Genomic DNA, 19,040 nt, shown 5'->3' on the forward strand with positions numbered 1-19,040 from the left:
GAGGCCACCATCACCAGGCCGTCACCCCGGCCCTCACCGGCATCCAACCACGAACACCTTGCCGGTGCCGCGCTAAGGAGGGTGCACCAGTGACCACCTCCCAGGAGGCCACGTACGCCCCGGGCTCGCGCATCGTCGTCCGGGACGAGGAGTGGCTGATTCGCAGCGTGAAGACCGGCACCGCGGACGGCACGATGATCAAGGCCGTCGGCGTGTCCGAGTTCGTGCAGGACGTCGAGGCGACCTTCTTCACGGCCCTCGATGACATCCAGGCAATGCGGCCCGAGGACACCGTGCTTATCCGGGACACCTCGTCGCGCTTCCGGCAGAGCCGCCTGTTCCTGGAGGCCGTGCTCCGGCGTACGCCGCTGCCCCGAACCGAACGCGGCCTGGCGCTTGCCGATCGGTTCCTGCTCGACCCGCTGACCTACCAGCAGCGTCCCGTGGAGCTGGCGCTGTCCGGGCTGCGGCCGCGGATTCTGCTCGCCGACGTGGTCGGTCTCGGCAAGACCCTGGAGATCGGGCTGATCCTCGCCGAGCTGATCCGCCGCGGCCGGGGTGACCGCATCCTGGTCGTGTCGCCGCAACAGGTCCTGGAGCAGTTCCAGCGGGAACTCTGGACCCGCTTCACGATCCCGCTGGTGCGGCTCGACTCGACCGGCATCCAGCGCATCCAGCAGGAGATCCCCGCCGGGCGGAACCCGTTCACCTACTTCAAGCGGGCCATCATCTCCGTCGACACCCTCAAGGACGCCGGCCAGTTCGGCCACCACCTCGACGCCACCACGTGGGACGTGGTGGTCATCGACGAGTCGCACAACCTCATCAACAAGGGCACCCAGCGCAACGAGCTGGCCCGCCGGCTGGCCGCGAAGACCGACGCGCTGCTGCTGGCCAGCGCCACCCCGCACAACGGCAACAGGGAATCCTTCGCCCAGCTCATCTCACTGCTCGACCCGGCCGCCATCGCCAACGAGAAGGAGTACGAGGCCAAGGACATCGCCCACCTCTACCTGCGCCGCACGAAGATCAGCCCGGAGGTACGCGACCAGATGGGCGACCGCTGGGCCGACCGCGGCCCGTCCCAGGCGGTGCACTGCGCGGCCAGCCCGATCGAGGAGCGAATCTTCGACGAGCTGACCGACGTGTGGCTGGCCGGCAAGTGGAGCGACGAGGCGATCACCGGCCAGCACCGGCTCTTCCCGTACACGCTGTTGAAGTCGTTCCTGTCCTCGCACCGTGCGCTGCACGAGACGGTGAAGACCCGGCGGAAGAAGGCCACCGGCACGGAACGGAAGGCGCTGGACCGGCTCGCGGAGCTGACCTCCGCGATGACCGACCGCGACTCCAGCAAGCTCCAGAAACTCGTCGAGGAACTGAAGAGGATCGGCGTCGGCAAGGGCAGCGACACCCGTGCGGTCGTCTTCTCCGAGCGGGTGCCGACCATCAAGTGGCTCGCCGAGGTGGTTCCCGGGCTGCTCGGTCTCAAGCCGAACGCCGTCCGGGTGCTGCACGGCGGCGTCGCGGACCAGGACGAGCAGCGGATCCTGCAGGAGTTCGAGCTGGCCGGCAGCGAGGTCCGGCTGCTCTTCACCGGCGACGTCGCCTCCGAGGGCGTCAACCTGCACCAGCAGTGCCACCACCTGATTCACTACGACATCCCGTGGAGCCTGATCCGCATCGAGCAGCGCAACGGCCGCATCGACCGGTACGGGCAGAAGCACCAGCCGCAGTTCCGCGCGCTGATCCTCACCTCCGAACGCGAGGACGCGAAGGACGACCGGACGGTCGCCGAGAAGCTGCTCCAGCGGGAGGAGAACGCCCACCGCAGCCTCGGCAGCGTCGAGGCCGCCACCGGCCTGTACGACGCGAAGGCCGAGGAGGACCGCCTCGTCCGCGACCTGCTCAACGGCAAGACCGTCGACGAGTCCTACGAGGCCGCCCACGCCGAGATCGACGTGATGGCCGACCTCTTCGGCGAGATCGGCACCGCCCCCGTCGCCGCCGACGTCGCGCAGGCCCGGGTTCCGAAGCTCTTCGACTCCACCCGCGACTTCGTCGACGCAGCCCTGCACGAGATCTACGACGACCGGCCCGAGGACCACATCGACCTGCGTCGCGAGGACGAGCTGCTGACCTTCCTCGCCCCCGACGACCTGGTGCACCGGCTCACTGACCTGCCCCGCTCCTACCTGCGCGCCCACCGCGAGGGTGAGGATCTGCGGCTCAAGGTCACCTTCGACCGCAGGCTCGCGCAGCGCAAGCTCGACCAGGCCCGGCAGAGCAAGACCCCGATGTGGCCGGAGATCGCCTTCCTGAGCGACGTGCACCCGATGGTCGACTGGCTGGTCGACAAGGTGCTCATCCGGCTCGGCCGCCAGCAGGCCCCGGTGCTCACCGCCGACGTGAGCGCGCCGACCTACCTGATCCAGGGCGTCTACGCCAACCGCCTCGGCCAGCCCACCGTGGTGCAGTGGATGGCCGTCTCCGGCCTGCCCGGCTCGCCAGAGATCCGGTCGATGGACGAGGTGCTGCGCGAGGCCAACGTCGGCCCGTCGATGGTCAACCGCGCCGAGGCCGTCGCGCTCGAACCACTCACGCAGCTCCTGCCGCAGGCCGTCGAGGTCGCTCGGCAACACCTGGAGGGCAAGCGCGACGAGTGGGCGGAGGCCAACGCCGAGCCGCTACGCAAGTACCGCCAGCAGCTGACCCACTTCCAGCAGGCCAGCCTCTTCGACGAACTGCCCGCGCCGCACCGCGAGAAGCGCCGTCAGCGAGTCGACGCCACCGTGCAGGAGCAGCACGACCTGCTCGACCGCCTGGAAACCGACGGCGACCCGCTGCTGCGGGTGCTCGCCGTCCTCGTCCCGTCCCCGGAGCGCAACGGAGTGCCGGCATGAGCTTCGAGTCGCTGACCAACCGCGGCGAGTACCTCTCCGCGCACTACCTCGCCGAGATCCTGCCCACCACTCTCAAGGGCGGCCTGCTCAAGCAGTGGTCCGAGCGGGAGAAGACCGGCGAGCAGACCCCACGCACCGGGCTGCGCGGCCTGCGCCGGCCGTACTTCGACGCGAAGACCGAGCTGGCCGACGACGAGTTCTTCGACCCGGAGCGGCTGCGCAAGCTGCACCAAGACGTGTTGCGGGCGCTCGGCTTCGAGCCGCAGCCGCAGATGGTCACCGTCGAGCGCTCCGGCCACGACCACGAGATCCCCGTCGCCCACGCCGAGCTGGATTCAGCCCATGGCATCGTCGCGCTCGACTGCGGCTGGGCCGTCGACACCGAGGCAGCCCAGGACCCGGACGGCGCCGGCCGGCTGCTCGACCCGGTCACGCTGCCCGGCAACGAGACCATCGAGACCGGCGCGAAGCTCGCCTCCTGGCTCTTCGCCGCCGAGCAGCCACCCCGCTACGTGTTGATCCTCAGCGGCGGTGTGGTCACCCTCGCCGACCGGGCCGCCTGGGGCGAGGGCCGCTACCTGGCCGTCAGCCTGGACACCGCGTACGCCCGCAACGACGACCGGGAGTACGACGTCGTCGCCACCCTCTTCGGCGCCGATTCGCTGCGTCCGCCCGCCGAGGGCGGCACCGAACCCCTCGCCGACCTGGTCGCCGGCTCCCGGCAGCACGCCGTCGGCGTCTCCAGCGAACTGCGCGAGGGCCTGAAGGTCTCCGTCGAGCTCATCGCCAACGAGGTCCTCGACCGGATCCGGCAGGCCGGCCACCAGCCGCAGCAGGTGATGGACCTCGACGAGCTGGCCAAGGAACTCGGCCGGGAAGCCCTGCGCTACCTCTACCGGATCCTCTTCCTGCTCTACGCCGAGGCCCGCCCCGAGCTGGGCGTGCTCCCGGTCAACGACCCGCAGTACGTCGAGGGCTACAGCCTCGCCCGTATCGGCGACCTGGTGGCCCGCCGGCTCGCCCCGTCCGCCGAGGGCGGCTTCCACCTGTACGAGTCACTGGACCTGCTGTTCCGCATGGTCAACGATGGCCACCGCCCGCGCGGCGGCGAAGAGGTCGAGGAGAAGGCCAGCGAAGGCGAGGGCCTGCGCTTCGAGCCCATGAAGTCGGACCTGTTCCTGCCGGAGAAGACCAAGCTCATCGGCCGGCTCATCGCCGTGCCCGGCAGCGACCCGGACGACCCCGACGGCCCGAAGATCGACACCCGGCTGCGCAACAAGGTCCTCTACCAGGTGCTGCGCCGGCTGATGCTCACCAAGGGCGGCAAGAAGCGCCGCGGCGGCTTCATCTCGTACGCCCAGCTCGGCATCAACCAGCTCGGCGCGGTCTACGAGGGCCTGATGTCGTACACCGGTTTTGTCGCCACGGAGCAGCTCTACGAGGTCGCCAAGGGCGGCGAGCCGAAGGACGGCTCGTGGATGATCCCGGCCTCCAAGGCCGACGAGTACGACGACAGCGTCTTCGTCTACAAGGAGGACCCCTACACGGGCGTGCGCAGCCGGGTCAGCTACGCCCCCGGCGCGTTCGTCTACCGGCTCGCCGGCCGGGACCGGCAGACCAGCGCCTCCTACTACACCCCGCAGTCGCTGACCGAGGTCACCGTCCAGCTCGCCCTGAAGTACCGCCTCGACCAGGACGGCACCACCACACCGGCGCGCGAGCTGCTGGACTGGACGATCTGCGAGCCGGCGCTCGGCTCCGGCGCGTTCCTCAACGAGGCGATCAACCAGGTCGCCGCCGAGTACCTGCGCCGCCGCGCCCGCGAGCTGAAGGTCGACCTGGACCCGGAGCAGTACCACCTCGAACTCCAGCGGGTGAAGGCGTACATCGCGCTGCACAACTGCTACGGCGTCGACCTCAACCGCACCGCCGTCGAGCTGGCCGAGGTGTCGCTCTGGCTCAACGTCATGCACGCCGGCCTGCAGGCGCCCTGGTTCGGCCTGCACCTGCAACGCGGCAACTCGCTCATCGGCTGCGGCCGCAAGACGTACGAGCCGAAGCAGCTCGCCGACAAGTCCTGGCTGACCACCGCGCCGGCGGAGAAGCCGTTCCGGGACGGGCCGATCGACGAGGGCACCGTCCACCACTTCCTGCTCCCGGCCGACGGGTGGGGCGCGGTCGCGGGGGAGAAGGAGGCCCGCGAGCTGGCGCCGGCCGAGACCGCACGATTGAAAGCATGGCGTACGGCGCTGAAGCGCACCCCGTCCGCCAAGGGCAAGAACTCGCAGGTCAAGCGCTTGCAGGCGCTGGCCGGGCGGATCGAGTTCCTGTGGGGGCTGGTGCAGCAGCGGCTCGCCATCTCCGAGCGGGAGATCCGCCGCGACATCAAGGTCTGGGGCGCCGACGACCTGCCGCCGGTGACTGGGGCGGTGCCCCGGGAGAAGATCCTCGCCGATCTCACCGCGCCCGGCACGCCGTACTGGCGGCTCAAGACGCTGATGGACGTGTGGTGCGCGCTGTGGTTCTGGCCGCTGGACAAGGTCGGCCTGCTCGACGGCTCGGACCCGGCGGCGTACCCGGCCGCGCCCGTCCAGGTGTCGCACGTCAAGGACGTTCCGGCGTACGAGGAGCAGGTGGTCTACGAGACGCCGGACATCTTCGGCAACGTGGAGCCGCGGCGGATGACCCTGCCGACCAAGGCGACCGGCACCCGCCGGATGACCGTCGCCGAACAGCTCCGCAAGCAGGTCCCGCTGACCAACCTGGACGACTGGCTGACGTTCGCGGAGGCGCTGATCGGGCGCAGCGACGTGGACGAGAACACCGAACGCTTCTACGGCCGCAAGCTCGACAGCCTGGCCGAGATGAGCGAGCTTGAGCAGAAGCTCGACGGCGTGATCGGGGTCGACTCGCCGTGGATGCTGTCCGACCGGTTCCCGTGGCTACTGGCTGCCGAACGGATCGCCGAGCAACAGGGCTTCTTCCACTGGGAGCTGACGTTCGGCCAGGCGTTCGCCAAGGGCGGCTTCGACCTCCAGGTAGGCAACCCGCCGTGGGTCCGCCCTCGATGGTTGGAGGACGGCGTATTGGCGGAACACGACCCCTGGTTCAAACTGGCGGAGAAACCACCGGTTGAGATGTGGCGCGAGCGCAAGGCCCATCAGCTCAAGCGTACGGCGACGCTGAACGATTTTCTTGGGCAGTTAGCGTTTAACTCAGGGATGGTGGCGACCCTCACACATTCTGGCGTCTATCCACTTCTCGCCGGCACGCAGCCAGATCTCTACAGAGCCGTCGTATGTCAGGTGTGGTCGCATCTTTCCTGCGCGGGTACGGCAGGTCTCGTTCACCCCGATACCCACTTCGGCGGCACGAAGGAGGGGCCGTTGCGGGAGGCGGCCTATCGTCACCTGCGTGTCCACGGCAACTTCGTCAACGTCGCCAACTGGGCGTTTGATGATGCAAGTCGAAACGTTGAGTTTGGCGTGCACATCTATGGCCGGCCGCACGATATCAACTTCCGACACCTAAGCAGGCTGTATGGCGCGAAGGTGTTGTTGGACTCTCTTGAGCATGACGGCGTTGGGACTGTGCCTGGCCAGCGGTACAACGGGAGTTGGGACGTACGGCCGCATCAAGCCCGGGTCATCACCGTAGATCGTGAGACGTTGGCGCTTTGGCAGAGGCTGCGGGGAGATGCAGAGCAAGCAGCCACACAAGCCGCTCTGCTGCATCCAGTCACCGTTCAGGAGGAGCGTGCGATCGGCGCTCTCGCAGCCGTCGAGCGCCGCTTGGGCGATCAAATGCTATGGATCAGTCGTGGGTATGACGAGGCAAACGGGAAAAAGGATGGTTTGATTCGTTGGGATCAAGGTCAGCCGGAGTCACTTCAGGATTTGGTGCTCCAAGGGCCTCACTTCGGCATTGCCACGCCCTTCGCCAAACAGCCGCGAGTTCCGTACCGCAGCAACAACGACTGGAATGCCCTTGACCTAGCGCTCCCGTCCACGTTCGTTCCTGGCGCGAACTACGTGCTCGCCGGTGCCGAGGCAGTAAACAGGGCAGCGCAAGACGTCTGGGGTGATGGGAGGTGTACTGAGCGTTACCGCCTTGCCTGGCGTCGCATGATCGCTTTCAACACTGAACGTTCGCTCTTCGCTGCCCTCATCCCACCTGGCCCTGCGCATGTGGATGCCGTCCATACGTTAGCGCTAGCGGACAACCGCCTGACTGCACTTCAAGCCGGGTTTTGGGCATCGCTGCCGCTCGATTATCTGCTGCGAATTTGTGGGCGCGCTGATCTGCGGAACGCTGAAGCCGCTATGTTGCCAGTCGCGGATCCGTCCAACCCGCTTGCCTCCGCCTTGCTGCTACGGACGCTGCGCTTGAATTGCTTGACCGGAGCGTATGCCGGCGTTTGGTCCGAGTTGCATGAACGCGAATGGGCTAATGAGGGATGGGCGGCTAACTGGCAATCGCTCGCACCTCTGCAGATGGCGGGAAGTCGATGGGAATGGACGACACCGCTGCGGACTGAAGCTGAGCGTCGCGCGGCTCTCGTGGAGCTCGACGCGCTCGTCTGTGTCTGGCTAGGCATTGAGGTGGATGAGCTGATCGCCATGTTGCGATCACGGTACCCGATCCTTACTGAGCGGGAGGATCAAATGTGGTTCGATGCGACTGGCCGAAAGATCGCTGCTGACCCGTACACGTTCGGGTATGGACAAACGAAGGATCACTGGACGGCATTCAAGTTGCACATAGATGATCCAGAGCGGAATCCGGTGCCTGATGGGTACATGGCGCCGTTTTACAAGGCGGATCGGGAGAACGAGTATCGGCAGGCGCATGCTGTGTTCAGCAAGCGGCTTCAGGATGCGATCGATGCGGGCTGGCAGCCGTCCTAGGCCGCGCACCCTTCTCACCCGAAGGAGAACAGATGGCTCCGAGCAACCACCAGAAGCACCAGGCTGGGCGGCACCTCGCGGTGGCCGAAGCCCTGTTGCAGGGCTACACGGCGAGCCTTGAAGGTCCACAGACTTTTGTGAAGATCAATGGCAGGCGGGCGGCGGTTCAGGTCGCTGCCCAGGGCGCATGGATGATTGCAGACGTGTACAAGGCTACGGCCGCCTCGATTGACTTCTACGTGCTGGTGGATGTGACCGATGGGCGGCGGAGCTTCTACGTCGTGCCCGGAGACGACCTGCGCAGCGGTATCGATGAGCGGCACCAGGAGTTCATGTCGAGAGTCGGTGGCGTACGCCCGCGCAACCCTGACAGTCGCCACACGGCGATCTATCCAGCGCAGGTGAAGGCGTGGCGGAGCCGCTGGTCACTGTTCGACCGGGCGGACCAGCCTGCGAGTGGAGACGCAAGCGCCTGAGCGACAGCGCGACGGGAGCGCCTCCGGCGACTCTGCCGGTTGCGCTCCCGTCTGACGGTTCAGTGCCTGGTCTTGGTGGCCCGGATGAAGTTGACCCAGGCGTCGGGCGAAAAGCTGAGGACAGGCCCGGCTGGGTCCTTGCTGTCGCGTACGGCGACGAAGCCGGGCAGGTTGTCGGCGATCTCGACGCAGTTCCCGTTGTTGTCGCCGCTGCGGGTGCTCTTGCGCCACTGGGCGCCGAGCAGGTCGTCAGCCATGATGGACCTCTTCCTTGATCTTGCCGATCATCCTTCTTGATTGTTCCTCATCGAGCGAGAGGCTGACGAGGCTCGCCCAGACCTTCTCGTAGACCGCGAACTCTTCCGGCCTGTCGAGGTAAAGCGCACCGGTCACCGACTCGCTGTAGACGACGGACGGATCAGGGACGACTCGGTTGCCGAGTGGGAAGTCGAGCATGACGAAGGCGCCGGCCAGCGCACCATAATGGGCACCCGCCGACAGTGGGAGAACGCGGATCGACACGTTCGGCAGGGTCGTGCGTTCAAGGAGACGGTCGAGTTGCTCAGCCATGGCTGCTGGGCTACCCACGCATCGAAGCAGCACTGCTTCTGACAAGACCCACTCAAGCTGCGGTGCCTTTGGGAGTCGCCGAACCAGGATCTCCTGACGCCGTCGGCGGACTTCCAAGACCTCTTCCAGTTCCTCGGGCGGCATGTTCGGGCGGTTCTGATAGACGCCTCGCGTGTAGCCCGGAGTTTGGAGGAGCCCAGGGACCAGGGTGTCGTCATGTTCGCGGAGGCGGGAGGCGGCGGATTCGAGGCCGACGTACAGCTCGAACCAGTCGGGGATGGCGTCGCCGTAGGAGTGCCACCAGCCCTTGGCTTTGGTCTCGTTGGCCAGGGCGACGAGGGCGGTGGTCAGCTCGGGGGTGGCGGCGTACAGCTCGCACATGGCCTTGACGTCGACGGCGCGGGTGGGGCCGAGGCCGGTCTCGATACGCCACATCTTCTGGCGGCTGCACTGCATGGCCTCGGCTGCGCCGTCGAGGGTCATGCGGGCTTCGGTGCGCAGGTCGCGTAGTGCTCGCCCGAGCTGTCGCCTGGGGACTGTCGAGCCCATGTCGTCGGCCATCGGCCACCCCTTTCGTGTTGCGTTTTGTTACATCCGGACGCCATCGGTGAAACGCGGATCGGTTGCCGGGGAAGTGGTTGGCTCGCGCTTCGTGCTGACAAAGCGACTTACGTGCCTGACCATACAAGACACCCTCGACAACAGTCATCATCACGCAATTCCCACGGGCGCTAATGGCGTGCGCCGGTGCACAATGAATCGACATCCGTGCTCGTGTCTGCCGAGGTCAGCGCGGTCGCGGCAAGCCTCGCGAGCGTGCGTGCCTCTTCCATTGCGCAACACTGTCGGGCCTTTCCGTGGAACGTCTTGCGGCTCCGACAAAGAAAATCGACGCAGGTCAGGGAAATCGTGGCGGTAGATGTTGCTCGTCCACCGGAAACTGTCCCAGGATGGCCAGTGCGGCGGCCGAGGTGACCCCCGGATCGGCCGCCGCACTATCCAGGCAACCCCTCGCCGACCAGCCCGGATGCCGTACCGCTGAGCGAAGCTGCGGTGTTCGGGCGGGGTGGGTCCGCCCGCGCGGGGAGGGCGGGCGGACCCACCCCATCCACGACCAGGAAGGCAGGCACCGATGAGCGTCCGCAACCAGAGGCCGTTCCCCGAGGGCGGTGGGACGACGTATCGCTCTCGCACGTACCCCAGTCTGCTGCCGTGGCAGGTGCGTGAGCGCCGCTTCCCGCCCGCCCGGCTCGGACGCCGCGGCCTGAACCCCGACGAGGTGTACGCCTTCCTTGACCGGGTCGCCGTCGACATGGCCGCCGTCTACGACGCGCTGGCGCAGAGCCGGCGGGAGACGCTGCGGATCAAGGTCGCGCTGCGTCGGTGGCAGTCTGAGCAGGCCGAGGGTGGTCGGCGGTGAGCGGACGGTACGTGATTCACCTGCCCGTTGTTGCCGCCGACCTACCGGCCGCGCAGCGCCTCGCCCGGGTGGTCGGCCGGTGGATCACTGTGCTGCCAATGATGGATCCGGGAGAGATGACCGTCTCCGAAGAGGACAAGCAGTTCCTCCGGCACCGGGTCTTCTGCGACGCGCGGATGCCGGGCGGTCGGCGTTGTGTGCTCCGCGACGGCCACGACGGCGAGTGCTCCCGCCGCCTGCGCCGCTGACGCAGCCTCGGACGGCCGGGCTGGATCTGACCGGGCAGGCGGTGCCGGACGGGGACGTGCCGGGGCGGTTCCGGCGGCCGGTGGTCGAGCACGTCGTACCCGAATTGCGGGAAACCTCGCGCTGCGACGGCGCGCGCATCTACGAACGGCCGGTCGAGGCCGTGCTGCCGGAGGAACTCTTCGTCACGCCCGCTCAGGCGGGCGTGGTCTCCACGCCGAATCCGGCTGCGTACGTCTGCCGGGCGGATTGCAGAAAGGCGAGTCGGTTCTCGCGCGCGCGATCCCAGGCGGTGGCGAGGCCAGGTGGCCATCGCTGGCCGCGGTACCGCTTGTCGATCATCTCCGAGTAGGTGCCGACCGCGTCAAGCAGATCCTGCGCACGATGCGCCGTCGGCTCGGGCCCAGCCAGCTGCACGGTCGCGTTCGCGGTGACCAGCTCGTTCCACTCGGCCACATACTGCCGGTACTGATCCGTCGGTCGTTCCTCGCTGGACGCCAGGTCGAGCAGCTCTTCGAGCTCGCGGGCTTGATCAAGGAAGCCGTCTACCCGGCTGAGGAACACGATGTAGGCCGCGTTCCGCGCGTCAGCGAGCTGACTGCGCCGCGCCCGCTCAGCGTCTGCGACCTCATTCACGCGAGCTTGTTCGGCCTGCGCGCGTTGGACGCGGGAGCCCAGATACCCCACGCCGAACGTGGCGCCGCCTCCAACGAGGGCCCCCAGCAGGCCGAAGAGGCCTGTCGCGATCTCTGGCGTCACGGTGGCAGTAAACCATAGACACCTGAAAATATTGTGCCCCCGGCCGAACCTGTGGGCGCGTGCACGTCGGCGCCTCAGCTGCGGGCGAACGGTGATGAGACGCGACAGCGCAGGCATCGTCAGAAGCAAATATCCGACAGTCTTAATCTCTGCGTGACGAGATGATGACGCTATGCCTCGATGTCGTGCTCGGCGTACGAACAACAGGCTCTGCAAGAAACGGGTGAAGGTGCCTGGAACGCGCTGCCGCCACCATGTCGGGATGCCGGAGGCGGGTCCCCGGCACCCCAAGGATCGAAGAGGGCCTCGACAGGCGACGGCTTCACGCCCCCGGGCTGCTCGGCGAGGGACTTCACGAGGCGAAGGCGGCATAACGGCGACGCAGGAGCGCCGCCGTCAAGAGCGCGTCGAGAAGGCCGCCGAGTACTGCGTCGCGGTCCTCAACGACGGCTGGACCAACGTCGTTTCCGAGCGCGCCGCCGAGTACGTGACTGAGCAAACCTGGAACAGTTTGTTCAGCCGTCGGCGGCGGAGGCGATGCAAGCGTCTGGCGCGGACGGCGGCGGCGATCCTGACCGGCAAGAAGATGCTGCACGATCTGGTCGGCGCCATCGCGGCCTGGCTCGCCGCTCTCCTCGGCGGTGACCGGATCGTGCAGGCCTTCGCCCGCAAGCTCGCGGCGAACATTCCGCTGCCGCCGGACGCCAAGATGGTCGCCACGGCGCGGGGCCTGCAGGTGACCGGGGTGCTGCTGTGTCTGGTCAACGGCGATGACCTGACCAGATGCCAGTGCTTCATCGACCTCGCCTTGGAGGAAGCCAAGACGCAGGTCAAGAAGATCCTCGTCGCGGCGATGGAGGACTGGACTGCTCTGGCGCAGTTCCCGGCCAAACCCGCTGTGGTGGAGCAGGGCACGTACGGAAGCGCCGGTCGCTGACGTACGGACGTACCTGTCTGGTCAGCTGTCGATGAGTCTCAGGTAGACGGTGCCGCTGGTGGTGTCGAGGTAGACGGTGCCGTTGTACTCGACGGTCCGTACGTCCTCGGCGTACTGCTCGCTGACCTGCCAGGTGCCGTCAGCGGGCAGGAACGGGCGCAGCTCGGCGCTCAGCAGTGCGTCCCAGTTGTGCGGTGCCGGCTGCCATTCGTACGCCTTGATGGTTGCGGCGACCGTGTCGGGTCGCAGCACGACCAGCGCGTCGATGCGCGTGTCGGTCGGGCCCGGGACACGGCTGTTGTCAATGCCGGCCGTGGACGCCTGCCAGTGAGCCTCGACGAAGTTGCCCAGGCGCGGAAAGCGCTTGGCGATCGGTTCGCGATCGGTCCTCACCGGGGCCGGGCTCACGCTGGCGTTCCTCCCTGTCGATTGGTCGTCGCTGGGGGCACCTCCCGTGCAGCCGGCCAGCGCCAGGACGATGGCCGACACCAGCAACCCGGCGCGGAGCTCAGCCATCGGAACGTCCATCCGCCCGGTCCTCGCCGGGGGCATGGCGGTCGGGGCCGGTCCCGCCGCTCAGGTCGGGCGACTCGCCGATGGTCCACGTCACGGTGCGCTCCAGATCGCCATGGGTACGGAATTCCTTGGCCCACCCTAGGGTTGAGAACCGGCCGTTGTCGTTGTCCGGCTCACCGGTGGCGATGTCGGCGGCGCCGCGATTGAAGTTGTACACGTCCTCAGCATGAACCTTGATCTTCATCGTGATCTGGTCACCGTCGACGACGACGTCGGACGTGCCGTACATGGCGAAGTCGCCGAGGCTCTTCTGCCAGTTCTCGGTGGTCGGGTAGAGGCCCATGCTGTCGACCATCGCCGGCTTACCGGTCATCTGGAAGGCGGTCTGCCCGGTCTCCCGGTAGAGCCGCTCCGCCTCCCGCTGCGCAGTGGCGATCTCGTTGTCCACCGCACTGCGGATGTTCGGGTCCTCCCGGTAGCCCTCCTCGAAGTCGACCCGCCGGTCGGTGCCGGTGCCGTCGCGGTAGTGGGCGTACAGATCGAGAGCGTCATCCAGGTCGGGCCGAGCCGTCTGGGCGCCGCGCAGCATGGCCTGCCACTTGTTCCAACTGGCGTAGTCCGCGGGGGTGGCGGTGGCGTTCGGGTCGTGCGGGAAGTCGCTGTCGAAGGTCAGGTCCGGGGCGGTCGGTGGACCGATGTGGTACTTGCCCCGGGTGTCGCGCAGCCCCGGCGTGCCGTCGACGATCTTCGCGCTGAGGGTGGAGTTCGCCAGGAAGTCGGGCAGCAGCCGGTACGCCGCGGCGAGCAGGGCGAGCGCGTCGGTGCGGGCTTCGGTCTCGATCCGGATCGCGTCGTCGTAGGCTCCGGTGGCGGTCTGCCAGAGCCGCTCGGCGTCGGCACGTACCATGTCGATCTCGTCCTGGACGCCGAGCTCGATGAGCCAGTCGGTTGCTCCGGTGGTGACGCGCAGGTCGTTCCATGCCCGCAGCGGGTCGGATAGACGCACCACCAGCGACTGGGTGGCCACAATCGGAGCGATCAGCGCGCGTAGGTGATCCTCGGCCGCGACCCCGTCGGCCACCAGCGCCTGGGCCCGGGTCTGGGCCTCCGCGTACTCGGCGATGGCCGCGCCTGCCTTGTCGAACCCGTCGTGCAGGCCATCGACCAGGTCGATGGTTTCCCGGAGACGCTGCTCGTAGAGGTCCGCCGCGTCGGAGGACCACTCCACCCTGCTGCGCAGGCCGTCGAGCGTGGGCGACACCGCGCGGATGACCTTCTTCGTCCGCAGGCATTCCTCGGCCACGGCGTCGACGTAGCCCGGCTTCATCGCCTCGATGTACCGCACGGCATCCCGATAGGCCATGGCGTCACGTCGTGCGCTGGTCGGCGGGCTGGTAGGTCGACTGGGTCAGGAACGTGGTCATGTCCGCCGCGATCGCGCCGTCGGTGTGCTGGTAGTTGTCGGCGGTGGTCTTGACCCGGGCCGAGAGCGCCGCCAGCAGAGCGACCACGTCCTGGTGCTGGTCGTGGGCGAACTCGACGAACGAGCGCATGACCCGCGCCACCTCGGGGTGCCTTGCCGGGGCATCGGCCCAGTCGAGCACGAACAGGTCGACCTGCCCCGTCTGCAGGTGCCGGGCCAGGTCGTGCAGGGTCGCGGCCGCTCCGTTCAGCGAACCGGGGTCCACCTGGAATCCCTCTGCCACGTCGTCACCCCCGTTTCGTGACGGGCTCGATTCTGCCAGCCGAACACCAACGCGATCGTCCTGTCCGGACGGTGAACCCGGCCACTCCGAGGACCGGCGCGATCACCGGCTCCGTCGCCGCTCGTCGGCGAGCCGAACCGCCAGGACCGTGCCGTCCCGGCCGATCGACAACACTCCGTCGTGGAGCCGTGCGCTTCCCAACCTGCGGTAGGTGCGCGGTGCGGCCCGCAGGTACGGCCCGACCCGGCCCTCCGCGAGATGCCGGTACAGGTCGCTCTCCACACCCCGGAAGACCTCCAGAGTCCGGGCACCCGGCAGTGGTGCCCGGTAGCGGGAGAGTGTCAATGCATCCGGCTGCTCATCGGGCCTGCGACCGGCGGCGGAGCCGTGCGGCGATCGACTCCTTTCGGTATGCCGGCAGCTCGACCCGTACTACGTGCGCGAACTCCTGCCGCAGCGTCGCCAGATCGATCGGCCGCCCCGCGAGGCGGGCGAACAGCTCCCCGAGCGGCCACGACATGAAGTGCCCGAAGCGCGCCGCGTAGACGGCGACGGCGCGCAGGGCGAACGTGTCGGAGTAGTCCAGCAGCACATACCCCAACAGCTGGTCCAGGTCCTCTCGGCGTAGCACCGCCGCCCGGCTGCCGTCCGCTCGCGGTCGGCCGCCCTGACCGGCCTTGAAGTCCACCAGCATCCCGCCGACGATGAGATCCGCGTCGGCATGTAGGTCGGCGCTTCCGTCGAACGTGGCACTCGTCGTCACCGGTCCGGATGGCAGCGCAGGTAGCAGCCGCTCGACCGCGAGGTCCCGCATCGCGATCAGATCGGCGACCTCGTCGGGATTGGCCAACGCCAGCAAATCCTCCGCTCGGCTGGACGGGCCGAGCCGCATCAGCCGGGAGCCGTCGACCATGGGCGCTCGGTACAACTCGACCAGCAGAGCCAGCGCGTACGACACCCGCGCCCACCACTCGTCGGACCTGTCGGCGAACCGGGCGGGGCGGACATGCCCGACGAGGTTGCCCGCCTCATCGACGGCGCCCAGGTCGTGTAGCAGTTCGAGGCCGGCTTGACGGCAGGGCGCCCGCCGCGAGCGAAGCCCAGCCACGACGATACCGACCGACGGTGCCGGATCGACCAGGAACCGGAACCACCAGTCGATCGCCGTGCCCTGGGTGCCGAGCACCACAACCGGCGACGGCAGCACTAGAGCAGGACCGGCGGCCTCCCGGAAATCGGCCTGCACGTCGTGGTGATGCGGGGACGTTGCCCGCAGCCAGCGCGCCACGGGACTGCGGGGGTCTGCCAACTCGGCCGTCAGGGACGACACGGCCTGGTTCCTTTCGTGCAGGCTCCGGTCACCCGATGGCGGGTGCGATCTGCGGCAGCAGGAAGCTCAGGTCGACCAGCTCGACGTGGCCGGCCGGTCCGGCCGTGAAGTCACGGATCGGGACGTCCAGTGAGCCGAACCTCTGCTCGAAGCGCTGCCGCAGCTTCGGCGACGACCGGTTCAATCCCCACGCAGCCGAACTCTTGGCGTTGCGTAGGAACTGGATGGCCGGTGGGCCGGCGACGTAGAGCTGCGCTCGGCGGCCGGACGTGTCGAGCGCGAGGTTGACCAGGTCCCCGAACGCGCCACGCTTGCGCATCGCGTCCGCGCCCTTCCACACCGACATCTTGAACTCGGCGATCCTTCGGTCGGTCTCCAGATCGTAGGGGCGGCTCGGGTCGTTGCCCGCCGCCAGGGACGGCCGGCGGACCACCCGCTCACCCTCGTCGAGGATCAACGGTACGACCTGGGCGATCACGGCCGCGTGGATGACGTCACTGAGCCGGCCGGCGTGCTTGCGCACCAGCAGCGCCGCGAGCAGAAGATCCAGTCCCATGCCGGCGTCCTCGGCGAGCTCGGCCGCTGCCGCGCGGTCCACGCCGTTCAACCGGGCCTCCAACGCGGCGATGCGTGCGGTCAGGTCCGCCGAGCCGACGAAGGCGAGCAGTCTACCGAACGCCTCGGCCGGCTCCGGTTCCGTGACCAGCGGCCGAGGACCGACCGCCTTGGGCACGGGGTCAACCGGCGGACGCGCGCCGGCGCTCGTGCTCTCTACGGGCAGCCTGCTGGTCGGAAAGTCGAGGGCCCGGAGGTGACGCAGGGCGACATGCGAGGTGAAGGAATCCCGGCGAAGACCGGTGACGGCAGCGAACACCTGCTTCACCGGCCAGCGGTTGCCCTCGACCTCGACCCAGTGCTCACGCACGTCCTCGCGGGTAAGATCCGCCAGCGCCTCACGGACCGCCTCGGACCGCATGGAGTAGGCCTGACCGCCAAGCCGGAACGTGTAATCGCTCACCGGCTGTACCGGCGGATCAGGTCGAGGAAGTTGCGGAGCTTACCGACGTCGGTGGGCCGGATCGGGTCGGGGTTGAAGTGCATGACGTTGTTGCGCACCTTGCGCAGCCGGTCGAGGCGTTTGATGAAGACGTAGCGGTCGAGTGGCCATCCGAGCTGCTTCCAGCAGTCGGGATTGTCGAGCACCGCCTGGTACTGGCCGATGGACATCGAGTCGAAGGACTTGAACGACGACCCGGCCGCTATGCATGCCTGCCGCACAGTCTCCTCGTCGAACGTGTTCTGCAGGAGCTGCCGTAGCTCTTGGTCGATTTCACCGATGAGGAAGAACGGGGTCGCCGTTTCGTCGTACTTGCGGACCACGTCGGCGGCGGTGATGATGCCGCTGATCTTTCGCTGCTCGTCCCGGACGAAGATGAACCCGTTCTGCTGGAGAGTCTGCAGCACGTCGAGCAGCCGTACGTCGTAGTCGAAGACCAAGGCGGCAGCGCGCCGGTCGATGGCGTCGCTGAAGGTGGCATTCGCGTCCCGGTGCTTGGCCGCCGCGATCGACTCCCACGTAACCGCACCGTGCACGGTGTAGGGATTGGCCAGCACCGCGAGCTGGGAGAAGTCGTCGACCTGCATCGCCGTGATCGCCTCCTCGAAGGATGCGGTGGGCGACACCCAGGTCAGCGACATGTCGTCCGGCAGCAGGTTGCCGAGGGTGAGCCCGACGTCCACGCTCTCCTCATCGCCGGCCGCCGGCGCCGGCTCGACCCCGTCGTTCACGACCTCGGTCGCGACGACGTCACCGCCGCCCTCCGGAAGGACCAGCATCCGGATCGTCTTGTCCAGACTGACGGTGCGGAAGTCGGGAACGGTGGTCAGCCCATGGTTGGCCAGGTCGGCGTCGATCTGTGCGCTGGTGGTCCGGTCGCGGTCCTCCAAGCCCCAGTGCTTGATGAACTCGCGGACGGTCAGCGTGCGGGGCCTGCCCTCCTTGGCGTCTGCCTGCGCCTCCTCGAGCATCGCGAAGCGGCGGCGTACCGCGTCCGCCTCCTCGTGGGGCCGCGCATGATCCTGCGCCACCTCGTCCGCCACATCCTTGAGCAGCTTGACCCGGAGCTGGTGAAGGGTCTTCCCGGTCGGCTGGACCCGCCAGACCGCCCAGCCCGGCACCGCCGTGAGCCCGGCCGCCTCGGCGGCGGCACGCGACGGGGTGGCGAATTCCCTGCCGTCAGCGAGACGCAGTTGGCCCCGCTCGGTCACGGTCGCACGATACGGCGGTTCCCCAATTCGCTGCTGGTAGGTCAGTTCGGCACCTACGGCGAGCCGTCCCGCCTCGATTAGGTCGGAGATGCGGACCCGTCGGCCGTTGATCAACAGCTCCCGGCGGCTGCGGGACAACGAACCGTCGGACATGGTGTCGCTTCCGTTCTCTGAGGTGGGGGAGGCCTGGTTTACCGAATCCGGCTCGTCGTCGCCCGGCTCGTCCGGATCCTCGGACTCGGGCACGCGGACGACCAGAATCGGATCCACGCCGAGGGCCTTGCTGGCGATTCCCAGGGCATGGCTTTGGGCGTTGGCTTTGGTGACTTCGCCAGCGCACCACTTCCAGCCCAGGATCGAAAGCTCGTTGGCCACCCGGCCCAGGGCGGTGTCTTCATAACCGTCGACGACTCTCACGGTCACCCGGTCCGCGTGTTCATGGACGCGACGCGCCAGGTACATCAGCTTGGCCTCGCGGCCCGAAGGGCGGTCGGAACGGTCATACCCGGGCGGCGCTGCGGTGAGGTCGCCTCTACGCCACGCATCGACCATGTCGGCGATTTCCTGGTAGTCGGTTACGACCGTCACCTGGTACGCCGGTAGGAGCCGGCGTAGTGCCCAGAACAGCGCTCGTGCTTCTGCCGCCAACTCCCCGTCGCCGTCGTAGCGGCGTTGCGTGGTGGTCGCCCCGAAGCCGTAGTGACCGTCATCGGCCAGGTAACCCCAGCCGCGGGGATGCTCACGCGCGTCCGGACGCTTGAGGTAACAGCCCACAATCGCGACCTCGACTGGACTGCCGTCGGCGGCGACGAGCTGCTGCAGCTGCTCCTGTCGGATCCACCGGTCGCGGCGGACCAACTGCATCGCGCCGCGCCTGCTTTCCTGTGGTGTGGCGGCGCGCAGCGGCTCAGGGTGGTCGCAGATCCTTCGCGCCTTCAATGTGCGCCACGGCTCGGGGTGTACCCACCCGGCGGTCTCCTGGACGCAGATCACGCCGCAGCTGCG

At 67.9% G+C, this 19,040-nt stretch carries 16 protein-coding genes; 6 read left to right on the forward strand and 10 right to left on the reverse strand.

Annotated features, from left to right (window positions below; translation table 11 throughout):
- Positions 1-89 precede the first annotated feature (89 nt).
- From AB0873_RS19790 to AB0873_RS19800, 3 genes are read left to right on the forward strand one after another with little or no spacing between them, the layout of a single operon-like run.
- Positions 90-2,900, forward strand: a complete 2,811-nt coding sequence (locus AB0873_RS19790; RefSeq protein ID WP_366601130.1) for a helicase-related protein — start codon at positions 90-92, stop codon at positions 2,898-2,900.
- On the forward strand, positions 2,897-7,807 hold the full coding sequence (locus tag AB0873_RS19795; RefSeq protein ID WP_366601131.1) for a class I SAM-dependent DNA methyltransferase: 4,911 nt from the start codon (positions 2,897-2,899) through the stop codon (positions 7,805-7,807). Before AB0873_RS19790 ends, AB0873_RS19795 begins: the two co-directional genes overlap by 4 nt.
- 32 nt (positions 7,808-7,839) lie before the next feature.
- Positions 7,840-8,283, forward strand: a complete 444-nt coding sequence (locus AB0873_RS19800) for a hypothetical protein (RefSeq protein ID WP_366601133.1) — start codon at positions 7,840-7,842, stop codon at positions 8,281-8,283.
- Positions 8,284-8,342: 59 nt separating this feature from the next.
- Here the strand turns inward: AB0873_RS19800 and AB0873_RS19805 are convergent, their stop codons facing one another.
- Together AB0873_RS19805 and AB0873_RS19810 are read right to left on the reverse strand one after the other, a co-directional pair.
- Positions 8,343-8,540, reverse strand: coding sequence for a DUF397 domain-containing protein (locus AB0873_RS19805; protein ID WP_366601135.1), 198 nt, complete (start codon positions 8,538-8,540; stop codon positions 8,343-8,345).
- The gene (locus AB0873_RS19810) at positions 8,533-9,414 is read right to left on the reverse strand and encodes a helix-turn-helix transcriptional regulator (protein ID WP_366601136.1); all 882 of its coding nucleotides are present in this window, start codon (positions 9,412-9,414) and stop codon (positions 8,533-8,535) included. The genes AB0873_RS19805 and AB0873_RS19810 overlap by 8 nt, the downstream gene beginning before the upstream one ends.
- A 571-nt stretch (positions 9,415-9,985) precedes the next feature.
- On the opposite strand from AB0873_RS19810, the gene AB0873_RS19815 reads away from it, so the two are divergent.
- Both AB0873_RS19815 and AB0873_RS19820 read left to right on the forward strand, forming a co-directional pair.
- Positions 9,986-10,273, forward strand: a complete 288-nt coding sequence (locus tag AB0873_RS19815; RefSeq protein WP_366601138.1) for a DivIVA domain-containing protein — start codon at positions 9,986-9,988, stop codon at positions 10,271-10,273.
- A complete protein-coding gene (locus AB0873_RS19820; RefSeq protein WP_366601139.1) occupies positions 10,270-10,521 on the forward strand; it encodes a hypothetical protein in 252 nt (83 codons plus the stop codon). The genes AB0873_RS19815 and AB0873_RS19820 overlap by 4 nt, the downstream gene beginning before the upstream one ends.
- Before the next feature lie 193 nt (positions 10,522-10,714).
- Here the strand turns inward: AB0873_RS19820 and AB0873_RS19825 are convergent, their stop codons facing one another.
- Positions 10,715-11,278 carry a hypothetical protein gene (locus AB0873_RS19825; RefSeq protein ID WP_366601141.1) on the reverse strand — a complete coding sequence of 188 codons (564 nt, stop codon included), beginning with the start codon at positions 11,276-11,278 and terminating at the stop codon, positions 10,715-10,717.
- A 262-nt stretch (positions 11,279-11,540) separates the two neighbouring features.
- On the opposite strand from AB0873_RS19825, the gene AB0873_RS19830 reads away from it, so the two are divergent.
- Complete coding sequence (locus AB0873_RS19830) at positions 11,541-12,215, forward strand: hypothetical protein (protein ID WP_366601143.1); 675 nt, start codon at positions 11,541-11,543, stop codon at positions 12,213-12,215.
- Positions 12,216-12,236: 21 nt separating this feature from the next.
- On the opposite strand, the gene AB0873_RS19835 is transcribed toward AB0873_RS19830, so the two are convergent.
- From AB0873_RS19835 to AB0873_RS19865, 7 genes are all read right to left on the reverse strand, one after another.
- Positions 12,237-12,731 carry a hypothetical protein gene (locus tag AB0873_RS19835; protein WP_366601144.1) on the reverse strand — a complete coding sequence of 165 codons (495 nt, stop codon included), beginning with the start codon at positions 12,729-12,731 and terminating at the stop codon, positions 12,237-12,239.
- Complete coding sequence (locus AB0873_RS19840; RefSeq protein ID WP_366601146.1) at positions 12,724-14,094, reverse strand: hypothetical protein; 1,371 nt, start codon at positions 14,092-14,094, stop codon at positions 12,724-12,726. The genes AB0873_RS19835 and AB0873_RS19840 overlap by 8 nt, the downstream gene beginning before the upstream one ends.
- Positions 14,095-14,098: 4 nt before the next feature.
- A complete protein-coding gene (locus AB0873_RS19845) occupies positions 14,099-14,437 on the reverse strand; it encodes a hypothetical protein (protein WP_366601148.1) in 339 nt (112 codons plus the stop codon).
- 102 nt (positions 14,438-14,539) lie between these two features.
- On the reverse strand, positions 14,540-14,782 hold the full coding sequence (locus AB0873_RS19850; protein ID WP_366601150.1) for a hypothetical protein: 243 nt from the start codon (positions 14,780-14,782) through the stop codon (positions 14,540-14,542).
- A 13-nt stretch (positions 14,783-14,795) separates the two neighbouring features.
- Positions 14,796-15,767, reverse strand: coding sequence for a hypothetical protein (locus AB0873_RS19855; RefSeq protein WP_366601151.1), 972 nt, complete (start codon positions 15,765-15,767; stop codon positions 14,796-14,798).
- Positions 15,768-15,795: 28 nt separating this feature from the next.
- Positions 15,796-16,785, reverse strand: coding sequence for a hypothetical protein (locus AB0873_RS19860; RefSeq protein WP_366601152.1), 990 nt, complete (start codon positions 16,783-16,785; stop codon positions 15,796-15,798).
- The gene (locus AB0873_RS19865) at positions 16,782-18,899 is read right to left on the reverse strand and encodes a hypothetical protein (protein WP_366601154.1); all 2,118 of its coding nucleotides are present in this window, start codon (positions 18,897-18,899) and stop codon (positions 16,782-16,784) included. The genes AB0873_RS19860 and AB0873_RS19865 overlap by 4 nt, the downstream gene beginning before the upstream one ends.
- Between the last annotated feature and the right edge of the window lie 141 nt (positions 18,900-19,040).

The organism is Micromonospora sp. NPDC047707 (assembly GCF_040704235.1).
GTDB lineage: Bacteria > Actinomycetota > Actinomycetes > Mycobacteriales > Micromonosporaceae > Micromonospora.